Below are 13,006 nucleotides of genomic sequence, written 5' to 3'. Positions count from 1 at the left end.
TATGGGGGGCTGCTAGTTAGATGTATTCCCCGACGTGACCCTCGTTCAGAACGGCAACATCTCCCAGGCGGTCCCCGCGTACAGCCGCGGGGCCCGTTTTCGCGATCTCGAGAGCGCGGCCTCGAGGACGGTCGCCGCGTTCTCCATCACGCCGGCACCGTGGCCGACGAGAACGCGTTCGGGAGCGACACCGCGAAGCGCCGACCGGGGCGGTTTCAGCCGCAGGGCCGGATGGACGCCGAGCGTCTCGTCGCCGGTCAGGAAGTAGTCGACGGATCCGACCGACTCGGGGACCATGAGCGTTCCGTCGGCCGGATTATAGAGGGCCACCTCCTGCCAGAAGCGGTTGTCGACGACGGTGATCGCCCGGAGCCCGGTGTCGGAGAGTTCGTCGTCGAACCGGGCGACCGCGGCGTCGATGTCGCCGGTGACGCCGTTGAACCACTCCGGGAGGTAAACCGGAACGTCGTGGCGGTTCGCGATCGTCGCGGCGTCGCGTTTGTGTCGGTCCAGTCCGACGACGACGCCGGCCACGTCGCCGAACTCGGCCAGGAGGTCGTCGAGCCCCTCGGCGTCGACCGGGTCGATCACCCAGACCTCGCCGTCGATCTCGAGGGCGTGGCTGGCCCGTTGCATCCGTTCGTCGGGGTGAGCGATCCAGCCGATACCGCCGTCGAATCGGTCGATCTCTCGGAACTCCGTCGCTCGTTCGTCGGCGCGAAAACCCATGTCGTGTGTTATGGGCCACCGACGCATAAACGTCGGTAAACTCCGTCTCACACGGCCGTCGTTGTCGACAGCCCAAGCGCAACGCGGCGACGCTTCTATGCGCCCGTCGCCCGTACGGTCGGCCATGCTATCCGGGCTGGCCTGGCTGGCGCTCGAGGCGAAGTACCTCGAGCCGGCAGCGGCGTTCTACGAGGAAACACTGGGACTGACCGTGCGCGAGCGCGGCCCCCGCGAGGTCGTCTTCGCGGCCGGCGACACCGATCTCGTCTGTCGCCGGCCCGACGGGATTCCGCGGGGCGGGCTCCACACCCACTTCGCGTTCTCGATTCCCGACGCCGAGTACGACGACTGGTGGGAGCGACTGAGCGAGGGCTACGACCTCGAGGAAGCGCAGTTCGGCCCCGCTCGATCGCTGTATCTGTACGATCCCGACGGCAACTGCGTCGAACTCGGGCAACAGGACGTGGCCGGGCCGGGCATCGACGGGCTCTTCGAGGTCGTCCTCGAGGTCCGCGACCTCGAGCGCGCCCACCGGTTCTACGAGGCCCTGGGCTTCGAGACGGTCGACGAGGGCGACGACCGCAAGCGTGTGCGGCTGCAGGGTCCGATGGCGCTGGAACTGTGGGAACCCCACCTCGGCCTCGCCGACGCCCGCGGCGGCGTCCACGTCGACCTCGGGTTCGAGACCGACGAGCCGGCCGCGGCACTCGCCGCCGTCCGGGACCGGACCGGCTCGCTCGAGCGCGAGGCGGATGACGAGGTCGTCGTCCGGGATCCGGACGGGCACGTCCTGACGTTCACCAGCGGCTGAGTGGGCTGACCACGTGGTCTCGAGAACAGTCTCAGAGGCGCTCGGTACTTACGTCCACGCCCGGCGGCGTCACCAGCAGGAACCCCCGGAAGTGAACGAGGTTGCCGCCCTCCTCCCTGACGTCCCGCGCGAACCCCGCGGCCAGCTCGTTGACATCGCCCTCGACGTTCAACACGAGGACGTTCCCCTTCGAGATCGTCTCGAGCCACTCCTCGGCCGGGGTTTCCCCGTCGAGGACGCCCAGTACGATGCTGCCCTCGATCTCGAGTTCGTCGTCGATGTGTTCCTCGACGGTCCGGAGGTCGAGGTCGAAATCGCTCATGCGCCGTGGATGGCAGCGCGACGAGAAAAACGTTCGCCATCGACCTTTTGCCGAGGGCCAGCTTTGCTGGCCCGCAGAGCAAAAGGTCGATCAAAAGCCTCCTCCCTCCGTTTCAGGCGCTCGAAGAGCGCCTTTCACATCGGTCGTCGGCCCGCTCGCTCACTTCGTTCACTCGCGGTTATCACCTCATACTCAGTCCATCGGGAACTCCTTCTGGAACCCGCGAAACTCCGTGCGGTGGGCCTCCTCGTCGGCGAGGATCGTCACCGCCACGTCCTCCGTAACGGGATCGTTGGCCTCGGTCGCGGCCTCGATCAGCGACCGGTAGGTCTCGATGGCGTCCGCTTCGGCCTCGAGGACTCCCTCGATGACCGACTGGACGTCGGTCGTATCCTCGGGCGGCTGGAGGCTGTGCTGGTTGGCTTCGAACGACTCCGAGCCCGGCGGCGACTCGTCGAGCTGTTTCAGCCGCTCGCCGAGTATTCTGGCGTGGTCGAGTTCCTCCTGAATGTCCTCCTCGAGGCTCGTCTTGACCTCCTCGGCGTGGATGCCATCGAGGACGATCGCGTTGGTCTGGTAGTTCATCACGGTCTCGAATTCGTCGATGTACGCGCCGGTTAGCAGGTCGGTGATCTCGTCGGTCGTCATGCCGACGATCCCTACCACAAGAGGGTATAAAGTGTTCATCCGCGCGTCTGCCCGCCACGACGACCGCCCTCGAGGATCGACGACGAGTCGGATGAAAGTGGACGATCGCGCACTTATTACGCCTATTGTGGGACTACATCTAACGTTCGGGGACGAACACAATACTGGCTGCCCGAACGTTCACCGCGGAGCGCGCGCCAGCGCTTGCGAGCGACGAACCGGCCCCGATCGGCGACGAAACGGGGGCGATCGCGGTTCGTTCGGGCCGATCGGACGGAATACCACATACTATACTAGGTCATATATGTCGATAATATGCCGCTGCCGTCATGCGATTCTTCGATTCTTCACGATCGATCGAGAACGTTCAGTCCGCCGACGACTCCGCCCGCAGCGGTAGTTTTATATATCTCGTCGCACCTCGGGTTGAGATACAATGTCTTCACAAGACAGCCCATCCTCTGACAACAGTCAGGGGGGTCGAGTTCTTCCAGGGCACGTTAGATTCCACTGACGAAATAGAGTCAGCACGTGTCTTCGATACGACCCTCCGGGACGGCGAACAGTCGCCCGGCACATCGTTTTCCTACGACGACAAACGGCAGATCGCGTCCATCTTGGACGAGATGGGGACCCACGTTATCGAAGCCGGGTTCCCCGTCAACTCCGACGCGGAGTTCGAAGCCGTTCGTGATATCGCTTCGGCAACCAGTTCGACGACCTGTGGCTTAGCCCGCGTCGTCGACGGTGATATCGAAGCGGCCCTCGATTCCGGCGTCGAGATGGTGCATACGTTCGTCTCCACCAGCGACGTCCAGATCGAGGACTCGATGCATGCCACCCGGGAGGAAGTCGTACAGCGCGCAGTCGAGTCGGTCGAACGCATCAAAGAGGCAGGCGTGACCTGCATGTTCTCGCCGATGGATGCGACCCGGACCGACGAGGAGTACCTGATCGACGTGATCGAAGCGGTCACCGAGGCAGGCACCGACTGGATCAACATCCCCGACACCTGCGGGGTCGCGACACCGACCCGATTCCGGGCCATGATCGAGAAGGTCTGTGCCCACACGGACGCGCGGGTCGACGTCCACACCCACGACGACTTCGGGCTGGCCACCGCCAACGCACTGGCCGGCATCGAAGCCGGCGCGGCACAGGCGCAGGTCTCGGTCAACTCGATCGGCGAGCGGGCCGGTAACGCCGCTTACGAGGAGTACGTGATGGCCGTCGAGTCGCTCTACCAGTGCGACACCGGGATCGACACGACGCGCATCACCGAACTCTCGAGCGTCGTCGAGGAGAAAAGCGGGATGGACACGCCGGGCAACAAGCCCGTCGTCGGTGCCAACGCCTTCTCCCACGAGAGCGGCATCCACGCCGCCGGCGTCATCGAGAACTCCGACACCTTCGAACCCGGCGTCATGACCCCCGAGATGGTCGGTGCCGAGCGCCGACTGGTCATGGGGAAACACACCGGGACCCACTCGGTCCGGGAGCGACTCGTCGAGCGCGGCTTCGAGCCCACCGACGAGCAGGTCAAGGCGGTCACCCGCCGCGTCAAAGACTACGGGGCCGAGAAGCGCCGAGTCACCGTCGACGACTTAGAGCGCTTCGCCGAAGAGGCCGGCGTCGAGCGCCGGAACGAGGAGGAGGTGCGGATCTGAGCGATGTCCTCCCCGTTTGCCACCCGCCGCGAGCAGCGGCTGTCGCGTTCGATCGGGCACACTCGTAAGGGTTATGTCCCTCGAGGGAGCTACGTAGACAGTAATGACGGTCCGCGCTTCCCTGTCGATGTCCGCCAACGCGGTCGACAGCAGCGCGTTCGGTTCGATTCGTATTGTAGGGGCAGTATAGCCCCTCATATAGTACTTCGTCGCTTCAGACCCGAATTCGCCGCATCGTTCTTCGAGCGATCAGCGACCCACCAGATGACACACTACCGTACACCACTCGATCGCCAGCAAACGGCGGGAGACAACCGATGAGCGAACGCGCAGCAAAGGTCACACCGACCGACGAAGAACAGGACGACGAGCAGATCACCGACAGCGCCGCGCCCGATGCGGCCACCGAGGAGCCGGCGGCCGGCACCGAGACGACGACCGATCCCGTCACCTCGGGTGCCGAGGCCGTCGTCCGCGCGTTGGAGAACGCGGGCGTCGAGTACGCCTTCGGCGTACAGGGCGGGGCGATCATGCCCGTCTACGACGCGCTGTACGATTCGGACATCTACCACGTGACGATGGCCCACGAGCAGGGCGCGGCCCACGCGGCCGACGCCTACGGCATCGTCTCGGGCGAGCCGGGCGTCTGTCTGGCCACGTCGGGGCCGGGTGCGACCAACCTCGTGACCGGCATCGCCGACGCCGACATGGACTCGGATCCGATGCTTGCGCTGACCGGACAGGTCCCGACGGAGTTCGTCGGCAACGACGCCTTCCAGGAGACCGATACGACCGGCGTCACGACGCCGATCACGAAGGACAACACCTTCGCGAGCGGCTCCGACACCGTCGGCAACGACGTCAGCGAGGCCTTCGCGCTGGCCCGTGAGGGCCGGCCGGGGCCGACCCTGGTCGACCTGCCCAAAGACGTCACCAACGGCGAAACCGACCGCGAACCCGACGAACCGAAAGTGCCCGACACCTACGACGTTCAAGAGCGGGCCGACGAGGAGATCGTCGCGGCCGCTGCGGAACGGATCGAGAACTCCGAACGGCCCGCCCTCCTGCTGGGCGGGGGCGTCATCAAGGGCGAAGCCAGCGAGGCCTGCCGTGAGTTCGCGATCGAACACGAGATCCCGGTCATCACCACGATGCCCGGCATCGGTGCCTTCCCCGAGGACCACGAGCTGTCACTCGAGATGGCGGGGATGCACGGCACTGGCTACGCCAACATGGCGATCTCCCACTGTGATACCCTGATCGGGATCGGTACCCGGTTCGACGACCGCCTGACCGGCGGCATCGAGACCTTCGCGCCCGAGGCGGAGGTCATCCACGTCGACATCGATCCCGCGGAGATCTCGAAGAACATCCACGCGGACTACCCGCTGATCGGCGACGCCGAAACCGTCGTCGAGCAGTTAGACGAGGCGGTCGACGACTCGCCGGAAGCCACAAAGTGGCGCGCTCAGTGCCAGCAGTGGAAGTCCGACTACTCGATGGCCTACGACGCGCCGAAGGACAAGCCGGTCCAGCCGGAGTTCGTCGTCGAGGCCCTGGACGAGGCCACCGACGACGACACCATCGTCACGACCGGCGTCGGCCAACACCAGATGTGGGCCTGCCAGTACTGGACCTACACTGAGCCCCGCACCTGGGTCTCGAGTCACGGGCTCGGTGCGATGGGCTATGGCCTGCCGTCGGCGATCGGCGCGCGACTGGCGGCCGACGACGACCAAGACGTCGTCTGTATCGATGGCGACGGCTCGTTCCTGATGACGCTGCAGGGACTGTCGGTCGCGGTCCGCGAGGACCTCGATATCACGGTCGCCGTCCTCAACAACGAGTACATCGGGATGGTCCGCCAGTGGCAGGACGCCTTCTTCGAGGGCCGACACGCCGCCTCGGACTACGGCTGGATGCCCGAGTTCGACAAGCTCGCCGAGGCCTTCGGCGCGCAGGGGTACCGGATCGACGACTACGACGACGTCGCCGACACCGTCGCGGACGCCATCGCGTACGACGGCCCCTCGGTGATCGACGTCCACATCGATCCCGACGCCAACGTCTACCCGATGGTGCCAAGCGGCGGCGACAACGGCCAGTTCGCACTCACGGAGGACCAGCTATGAAGAAGGGACTCGAGGGCCCACCACCGGAGGACCGACCGACACCCGCGGGACGGCGCAACAAGCAGGGCATCCGCATCGACCCCGAGGTCGAAGCGACCCACGAACCCCGTCGGACCGTCATCTCGGCGCTGGTCGAACACGAGCCCGGCGTCCTCTCGGACGTCTCGGGACTGTTCTCGCGCCGCCAGTTCAACATCGAGAGCCTCACCGTCGGGCCGACCGAGGACGACGATCGCGCGCGGATGACGATCGTCGTCGAGGAGCCGGATCCGGGCATCGACCAGGTCAAGAAGCAACTGCGCAAGCTCGTGCCGGTCATCGCGGTGCGCGAACTCGAGCCCGACGCCATGCGCCGGGAACTCGCGCTGATCAAGGTCGACGCCGCCGACCCCGCACAGATCGCCGCCGTCGCGGAGATGTACGGCGGCAAGACCGTCGACTCGAGCCCGCAGACGGCGACGGTCGAGGTCACCGGTGCGCGCCAGAAGATCGAGGCCGCGATCGAGACGTTCAGTCAGTTCGGGATCCGGGAGATCTCCCGGACCGGGACGACGGCGCTGGCCCGCGGAACCGACCCGACAGGGACGGCCGGCGCGACGGCACAGCCCGCCGACGAGGCGAACCACGACGAACCCTACACAGCAGACGATGACTGACGAATTCACCACCGACATCTACTACGACGATGATGCAGACGTATCGACGCTCGACGACGAGACCGTGGCCGTGCTGGGCTACGGGAGCCAGGGCCACGCCCACGCGCTGAACCTCCACGACAGCGGGGTCGACGTGGTCGTCGGCCTTCGCGAGAGTTCGTCCTCGCGCTCGGCCGCCGAGGCCGACGGCCTCACGGTCGAGACGCCCGCCGACGCGGTCGCAGCGGCCTCCTACGTCTCCGTGCTGGTGCCCGACACCGTTCAGGCGGACGTCTACGAGAACGCCATCGCGCCGAACCTCGAGGCCGGCGACACGCTGCAGTTCGCCCACGGGCTGAACATCCACTACGCCCAGATCGAGCCGCCGGAAGACGTCGACGTGACGATGGTCGCGCCCAAGAGCCCGGGTCATCTCGTCCGCCGCAACTACGAGAACGACGAGGGGACGCCCGGTCTGCTCGCGGTCTATCAGGACACGACGGGCGATGCGGACGAACGGGCCCTCGCGTACGCGAAAGGGATCGGCTGTACCCGCGCCGGCGTCATCGAGACGACGTTCCGGGAGGAGGTCGAGTCCGACCTCTTCGGCGAGCAGGCCGTCCTCTGTGGCGGCGTCACCTCGCTGGTCAAACACGGCTACGAGACGCTGGTCGACGCCGGCTACTCGCCGGAGATCGCCTACTTCGAGTGTCTCAACGAACTCAAACTGATCGTCGACCTGATGTACGAAGGTGGCCACGCCGAGATGTGGGACTCCGTGTCCGACACCGCCGAGTACGGCGGCCTCTCCCGTGGCGACCGCATCGTCGACGAGAACGTTCGCGAGAACATGGAGGAGACCCTCGAGGAGATCCAGAACGGCGAGTTCACCCGCGAGTGGATCCTCGAGAACCAGGCCGGTCGCCCGAGCTACAACCAGCTCCGGGAGGCCGAGAAGAACCACGAGATCGAGCAGGTCGGCGAGCGCCTGCGGGACCTGTTCGCGTGGGCAGAGGAAGACACCGAAGACGAGTCCGTCCAGGTGCAGGCGGACGACTGAAAGCAAACCCATGACAGCAAACGACAACACGGACACGATAGCCGAGATCAGCCACACCAACCCCTACACCGGGGAGACGGCCGGTCGCCTGTTCAACCGCGGCCCGATCGTCGCAGCGGACGGTGGGACACCCGATGCGACCGAACCCGCCGACACTGACGAGGCCGACGAACGGACCGACACGAAAGAGACGATGCGCGACGTCGACCACACGCCGCCAGGGGACGCCGCGGACGCGAACCGCGTCTTCGAGCGCGGCCGAACACAGCCCGTAGAGGACGAGGAATGAGCGAGGGCACACTGTACGACAAGGTCTGGGATCGACACAAAGTCACCACGCTGCCGACCGGACAGGACCAGCTGTTCGTCGGGCTCCACCTCATCCACGAGGTGACGAGCCCGCAGGCCTTCGGGATGCTCCGCGAGCGCGACCTCGAGGTCGCCTACCCCGAACTGACCCACGCGACGGTCGACCACATCGTCCCGACGGCCGACCAGTCCCGCCCATACGAGGAGGATGCAGCCGAGGAGATGATGGCCGAACTCGAGGAAAACGTCCGCGAGGCGGGCATCGAGTTCTCGGACCCGACGACGGGCGATCAGGGGATCGTCCACGTCATCGGCCCGGAGCAGGGACTGACCCAGCCCGGCAAGACGATCGTCTGTGGCGACAGCCACACCTCGACCCACGGTGCCTTCGGCGCGCTCGCCTTCGGCATCGGGACCTCTCAGATCCGTGACGTCCTCGCGACGGGGACCGTCGCCATGGAGAAACAGAAGGTCCGCAAGATCCAGGTCGACGGCGAACTCGGCGAGGGTGTCGAAGCCAAGGACATCATCCTCGAGATCATCCGCCGACTCGGTACCGAGGGCGGCGTCGGCTACGTCTACGAGTACGCCGGCGAAGCCATCGAGAGCCTCGGGATGGAAGGGCGGATGTCGATCTGTAACATGTCCATCGAGGGCGGCGCTCGCGCGGGCTATGTCAACCCCGACGAGACCACCTACGAGTGGCTCGAGGAGACGGACTACTTCCAGGAGAATCCGGAGCGCTTCGAGGAACTCAAACCCTACTGGGAGTCGATCCGCTCCGACGAGGACGCCGACTACGACGACGTCGTCCACATCGATGCGAACGAACTCGAGCCGGTCGTCACCTGGGGCACCACGCCCGGCCAGGGGATCGGTATCACGGATCCGATCCCGGAGCCGGAATCGCTGCCCGCGGAGAAACAGGATACCGCCCGACGCGCGCAGGAACACATGCGCGTCGAGCCCGGCGAGACGATGGAGGGCTACAATATCGACGTGGCCTTCCTCGGCTCCTGTACGAACGCCCGACTGCCGGACCTGCGACGCGCCGCTCGGATCGTCGAGGGACGGGAGGTCGCCGACGACGTCCGCGCGATGGTCGTCCCCGGCAGCCAGCGCGTCCAGAAAGCCGCCGAGGAGGAAGGCCTCAAAGACACCTTCGAGGAGGCCGGCTTCGAGTGGCGCAATGCCGGCTGTTCGATGTGTCTGGGGATGAACGAGGACCAGCTCGAGGGCGACGAGGCCTGTGCCTCCTCCTCGAACCGGAACTTCGTCGGCCGACAGGGCTCGAAGGACGGCCGGACCGTCCTGATGAACCCGCAGATGGTCGCCACGGCGGCGATCACCGGTGAAGTGACCGACGTTCGCGAGCTGCCGGAGACGGAGGTGACGGCATAATGAGCGACGAGGTCGAAATCCCCGAAGTCGACGCGGTTTCGGGGTCAGGCATCCCGATCCGGGGCAACGACATCGACACCGACCAGATCATCCCCGCCCGCTTCATGAAGGTCGTCACCTTCGACGGGCTGGGCGAGTTCGCGTTCTTCGACCTGCGGTTCGACGACGACGACGACCAGAAGGACCACCCGTTCAACGAGGACCGATTCCAGGACTCCTCGGTGATGGTCGTCAACAGCAACTTCGGCTGTGGCTCCTCGCGCGAACACGCCCCGCAGGCGCTGATGCGCTGGGGCATCGACGCGATCATCGGCGAGAGCTTCGCCGAGATCTTCGCCGGAAATTGTCTGGCGCTCGGCATCCCGACCGTCACGGCCGACAGCGAGACGATCGAGGAACTGCAGGACTGGGTCGACGCGAACCCCGACGGCGAGATCGAGATCGACGTCGAGGCCGAAGAAGTCACATACGGAGACGAGACGATCGACGTCACCGTCGACGACGCCCAGCGCAAGGCCCTCGTCGAGGGCGTCTGGGACACGACGGCGCTGATGAAGTCAAACGCCGGCGCGGTCCGCGAGACGGCTCGCGAACTGCCCTACGTCGACGACGCGGCGATTCCCGGAGCGGAATAACGCCGTTCTCGACTCGTTTTCGCGCCGTTTCTCGACCTGTAGCCACCGTTCGATCGGTTTCGCCGTCCCGCTCATCGCGTCCTCGAGCCGCGTCTCGAGAAACGGTATCACACTGAAAGCGGCAGGGAACCACTGACACCGCGAGATATTTCGGCTCCAGTCGACTACGGCGTGGTATGACTCGATATCTAGATGGCGCTCTTTTCGCGGTACTCGCCGTTCTCTGGGGGTTTTCCTTCCCGGCAATCTCGGTCGGCCTCGAGTATCTCCCGCCGCTGCTCTTTGCGGCCGCCCGGTACGACATCGCGGCGGTCCTGTTGTTGACCGCGGCCGTCGTCCGGGTCGAGAAGTGGCGACCGACCGCACGGAACGACCTGCTCGCGGTCGCGGGCGGCGGCGTCTTCCTCATCGCCGGCAACGGCCTGCTCTTTCTCGGCCAGCAGACGGTGCCGAGCGGCGTCGCTGCGATTTTGCAGGGGCTGGTGCCGATCATCACCGCGCTGTGGGCCATTCCGCTACTGGGTGAGCGACTCTCGCCGCTCGGAGCCGTCGGTGCGGCGATCGGCTTTCTGGGCGTCGGCCTCGTGATCCAGCCCGATCCGGCCAACCTGCTCGCCGGCGATACCGCCTCGAAGTTGCTCATCGTCGGGCAAGTCTGTAGCGTCGCGCTCGGTGGCGTGTTGATCCAGCGGGCCGGCCCGACGCTCGAGCAACTGCCGCTGGTCGGCTGGTCGATGCTCGTCGGCGGCCTCGTCTTGCACGCGGTCAGCCTCGCGGTCGGCGAGCTTCCCAGCACCGACGTGATCGGCCCCGTCTCGATGGGCGCGTTGCTCTATCTCGGGGTCTTCGCGACCGCGATCGCCTTCATGATCTACTTCCGTGTCCTCGCGGAACACGGCGCGTTCGAGGCGGCGCTGATCGGCTATCTGGTCCCGATCGTCGCGACGATCGCGAGCGTCGTCCTGCTGGGCGAGGAGATTGGCATCCTGACCGTCGCCGGCTTCGGACTGGTCGCGGTCGGCTTCGCCCTGCTCAAGCGGCGCGCGATCGCCGACGCGGTGGGGTTCTCGACGGGCGTCGGAAGCCCCTGATTGGCGAGTGGGTCGGGACAGTCGGCTCGAGCCGCGAGTGGCATGATACCGGTATCGATACCCTCTTTTCGGCCCCGCGACGATGATTGGGCATGACACACGAGATCGCCGTCATCCCGGGCGACGGAATCGGACAGGAAGTAACGCCGGCCGCCGTCGAGGTACTCGAGGCCCTCGAGCCCGACTTCGAGTTCGTCGAGGCCGAGGCCGGCGACGCGGTCAAAGACGAGACCGGTGAGGCGCTGCCACAGGAGACCTATGACCTGGCGGCGTCGGCCGACGCGACGCTGTTCGGTGCGGCCGGCGACACCGCTGCGGACGTCATTCTGCCGCTCCGGGAGGCGGTCGATTCGTTCGTCAACGTCCGCCCGGCGAAGGCGTATCCCGGCATCGACGCCGTCCGCCCCGAGACGGACCTGATCTTCCTCCGGGAGAATACCGAGGGCGTCTACGCGGGCCACGAGGATCGACTGACACAGGACGTCTCGACGCTGACCCGCGTCGTCACGGAATCCGCGTCGGAGCGGCTCGCCGAGTTCGCCTGTGACTACGTCGCCGGCGACGACCACGACGGGTTCTCGATCGTCCACAAGGCAAACGTCATGCGCGAGACGGACGGGCTCTTCCGCGATACGGTCAAAGGCGTCGCCGACGAGAACGGCGTCGAGACCGATCAGGTGCTGATGGACGCCTTCGCAACGCGGGTCTGTCTCGACCCCGAACAGTTCGACGTCGTCGTCTGTCCGAACCTCGCGGGCGACGTCCTCTCCGACCTCGCTGCGGGACTGGTCGGCGGCCTCGGCCTACTGCCCTCGGCCAACATCGGCCCCGACCGCGCCCTCTTCGAGCCGGTCCACGGCACCGCGCCCGACATCGCCGGTGAAGGCGTCGCCAACCCCGCAGCGACGATCATCTCGGCGGCGATGTTGCTCGAGTACCTGGGCTACGACGACGAGAGCGACCGGGTCCACACGGCCGTCGAGGCAACGCTAGAAGACGGCCCGCGAACGCCGGATCTGGGCGGTGACGCCTCCACCGAGGACGTGACCGCGGCGATCATCGATCGCCTGTAACGGGGGTCACTCGCCGTTTTTTAGTAGCACGGGGTCGCCCAACACCGCATGGATCGGAACGATCGGGCCGTGACGGCCTTCGTCATGCTCGGCCACGCCACGTTCCACACCTACGAGCTGGTGATTCCGATCTTCGTCGCCATCTGGCTCGAGGCCTTTGCGACGACGCCGGCGATTCTGGGGGGCGTCGTCGGCGCGAGCTACGCCCTGGTCGGGGTCGGCGCACTCCCGAGCGGTCTGCTTGCCGACCGGATCAGTTCCAAGGCGCTCGTCCTAGCTTGCTTGCTCGGCATGGGCGCGGCGTTCGCGGTCGTCGCCGTCGCGCCGACGCTCGCGGCCCTGACGGTCGGCCTGCTGCTGTGGGGCGTCGCGGCGAGCCTGTACCACCCGGCCGGACTCGCGCTGCTCAGTCGCGGGGCGAAGGCACGCGGGACGGCCTTCGCCTATCACGGCGCGGCGGGCAACGTCGGCGTCGCGACCGGGCCCCTGCTCG

At 66.3% G+C, this 13,006-nt stretch carries 14 protein-coding genes; 11 read left to right on the top strand and 3 right to left on the bottom strand.

From position 1 onward, the window contains the following. Positions 1 to 45 precede the first annotated feature (45 nt). Positions 46 to 729: a hypothetical protein gene (locus ACSBP4_RS18285; protein ID WP_435553067.1), complete on the bottom strand. Its 684-nt coding sequence runs from the start codon at positions 727 to 729 to the stop codon at positions 46 to 48. A gap of 124 nt (positions 730 to 853) precedes the next feature. Here ACSBP4_RS18285 and ACSBP4_RS18280 point away from each other — a divergent pair, with 124 nt between their 5' ends. Then, a complete protein-coding gene (locus ACSBP4_RS18280) occupies positions 854 to 1,540 on the top strand; it encodes a VOC family protein (protein ID WP_049966141.1) in 687 nt (228 codons plus the stop codon). 31 nt (positions 1,541 to 1,571) lie between these two features. Here ACSBP4_RS18280 and ACSBP4_RS18275 read toward each other — a convergent pair whose 3' ends face one another. Next, positions 1,572 to 1,862: a DUF5779 family protein gene (locus tag ACSBP4_RS18275; RefSeq protein WP_006179899.1), complete on the bottom strand. Its 291-nt coding sequence runs from the start codon at positions 1,860 to 1,862 to the stop codon at positions 1,572 to 1,574. Positions 1,863 to 2,054: 192 nt separating this feature from the next. Next, positions 2,055 to 2,510, bottom strand: coding sequence for a ferritin-like domain-containing protein (locus ACSBP4_RS18270; RefSeq protein ID WP_006649615.1), 456 nt, complete (start codon positions 2,508 to 2,510; stop codon positions 2,055 to 2,057). A 329-nt stretch (positions 2,511 to 2,839) separates the two neighbouring features. On the opposite strand from ACSBP4_RS18270, the gene ACSBP4_RS18265 reads away from it, so the two are divergent. From ACSBP4_RS18265 to ACSBP4_RS18220, 10 genes are all read left to right on the top strand, one after another. After that, positions 2,840 to 4,177: a LeuA family protein gene (locus ACSBP4_RS18265; protein WP_435553066.1), complete on the top strand. Its 1,338-nt coding sequence runs from the start codon at positions 2,840 to 2,842 to the stop codon at positions 4,175 to 4,177. A 317-nt stretch (positions 4,178 to 4,494) separates the two neighbouring features. Beyond that, positions 4,495 to 6,309, top strand: a complete 1,815-nt coding sequence (gene ilvB / locus ACSBP4_RS18260) for a biosynthetic-type acetolactate synthase large subunit (RefSeq protein WP_435553065.1) — start codon at positions 4,495 to 4,497, stop codon at positions 6,307 to 6,309. Beyond that, positions 6,306 to 6,965, top strand: a complete 660-nt coding sequence (ilvN, locus tag ACSBP4_RS18255; protein WP_049966139.1) for an acetolactate synthase small subunit — start codon at positions 6,306 to 6,308, stop codon at positions 6,963 to 6,965. The genes ilvB and ilvN overlap by 4 nt, the downstream gene beginning before the upstream one ends. Continuing rightward, positions 6,958 to 8,004, top strand: coding sequence for a ketol-acid reductoisomerase (gene ilvC / locus ACSBP4_RS18250; protein ID WP_049966138.1), 1,047 nt, complete (start codon positions 6,958 to 6,960; stop codon positions 8,002 to 8,004). Before ilvN ends, ilvC begins: the two co-directional genes overlap by 8 nt. Before the next feature lie 10 nt (positions 8,005 to 8,014). Then, on the top strand, positions 8,015 to 8,293 hold the full coding sequence (locus ACSBP4_RS18245) for a hypothetical protein (RefSeq protein ID WP_006649619.1): 279 nt from the start codon (positions 8,015 to 8,017) through the stop codon (positions 8,291 to 8,293). Next, complete coding sequence (leuC, locus tag ACSBP4_RS18240) at positions 8,290 to 9,714, top strand: 3-isopropylmalate dehydratase large subunit (protein WP_435553064.1); 1,425 nt, start codon at positions 8,290 to 8,292, stop codon at positions 9,712 to 9,714. Before ACSBP4_RS18245 ends, leuC begins: the two co-directional genes overlap by 4 nt. After that, positions 9,714 to 10,349, top strand: a complete 636-nt coding sequence (gene leuD, locus ACSBP4_RS18235; protein WP_049966137.1) for a 3-isopropylmalate dehydratase small subunit — start codon at positions 9,714 to 9,716, stop codon at positions 10,347 to 10,349. Before leuC ends, leuD begins: the two co-directional genes overlap by 1 nt. Before the next feature lie 176 nt (positions 10,350 to 10,525). Further along, the gene (locus ACSBP4_RS18230; protein WP_435553063.1) at positions 10,526 to 11,440 is read left to right on the top strand and encodes a DMT family transporter; all 915 of its coding nucleotides are present in this window, start codon (positions 10,526 to 10,528) and stop codon (positions 11,438 to 11,440) included. Positions 11,441 to 11,532: 92 nt separating this feature from the next. Then, the gene (gene leuB, locus ACSBP4_RS18225) at positions 11,533 to 12,513 is read left to right on the top strand and encodes a 3-isopropylmalate dehydrogenase (RefSeq protein WP_435553062.1); all 981 of its coding nucleotides are present in this window, start codon (positions 11,533 to 11,535) and stop codon (positions 12,511 to 12,513) included. A 48-nt stretch (positions 12,514 to 12,561) separates the two neighbouring features. Beyond that, the coding region (locus ACSBP4_RS18220) for an MFS transporter (RefSeq protein ID WP_435553061.1) at positions 12,562 to 13,006 on the top strand (445 nt) is incomplete at its 3' end.

It is taken from the genome of Natrinema sp. CGMCC1.2065 (assembly GCF_051225675.1).
In the GTDB taxonomy this organism is placed as follows: domain Archaea; phylum Halobacteriota; class Halobacteria; order Halobacteriales; family Natrialbaceae; genus Natrinema; species Natrinema thermotolerans.
Note: the sequence above shows the minus strand (reverse complement) of the source record. Positions and strands in the feature narration are given on the sequence as shown.

Coding starts and splice junctions, on each gene's coding strand:
- ACSBP4_RS18285 (WP_435553067.1), bottom strand. CDS start 729: ATGGGTTTTCGCGCCGACGAACGAGCGACGGAGTTCCGAGAGATCGAC.
- ACSBP4_RS18280 (WP_049966141.1), top strand. CDS start 854: ATGCTATCCGGGCTGGCCTGGCTGGCGCTCGAGGCGAAGTACCTCGAG.
- ACSBP4_RS18275 (WP_006179899.1), bottom strand. CDS start 1,862: ATGAGCGATTTCGACCTCGACCTCCGGACCGTCGAGGAACACATCGAC.
- ACSBP4_RS18270 (WP_006649615.1), bottom strand. CDS start 2,510: ATGACGACCGACGAGATCACCGACCTGCTAACCGGCGCGTACATCGAC.
- ACSBP4_RS18265 (WP_435553066.1), top strand. CDS start 2,840: ATGCGATTCTTCGATTCTTCACGATCGATCGAGAACGTTCAGTCCGCC.
- ilvB (WP_435553065.1), top strand. CDS start 4,495: ATGAGCGAACGCGCAGCAAAGGTCACACCGACCGACGAAGAACAGGAC.
- ilvN (WP_049966139.1), top strand. CDS start 6,306: ATGAAGAAGGGACTCGAGGGCCCACCACCGGAGGACCGACCGACACCC.
- ilvC (WP_049966138.1), top strand. CDS start 6,958: ATGACTGACGAATTCACCACCGACATCTACTACGACGATGATGCAGAC.
- ACSBP4_RS18245 (WP_006649619.1), top strand. CDS start 8,015: ATGACAGCAAACGACAACACGGACACGATAGCCGAGATCAGCCACACC.
- leuC (WP_435553064.1), top strand. CDS start 8,290: ATGAGCGAGGGCACACTGTACGACAAGGTCTGGGATCGACACAAAGTC.
- leuD (WP_049966137.1), top strand. CDS start 9,714: ATGAGCGACGAGGTCGAAATCCCCGAAGTCGACGCGGTTTCGGGGTCA.
- ACSBP4_RS18230 (WP_435553063.1), top strand. CDS start 10,526: ATGACTCGATATCTAGATGGCGCTCTTTTCGCGGTACTCGCCGTTCTC.
- leuB (WP_435553062.1), top strand. CDS start 11,533: ATGACACACGAGATCGCCGTCATCCCGGGCGACGGAATCGGACAGGAA.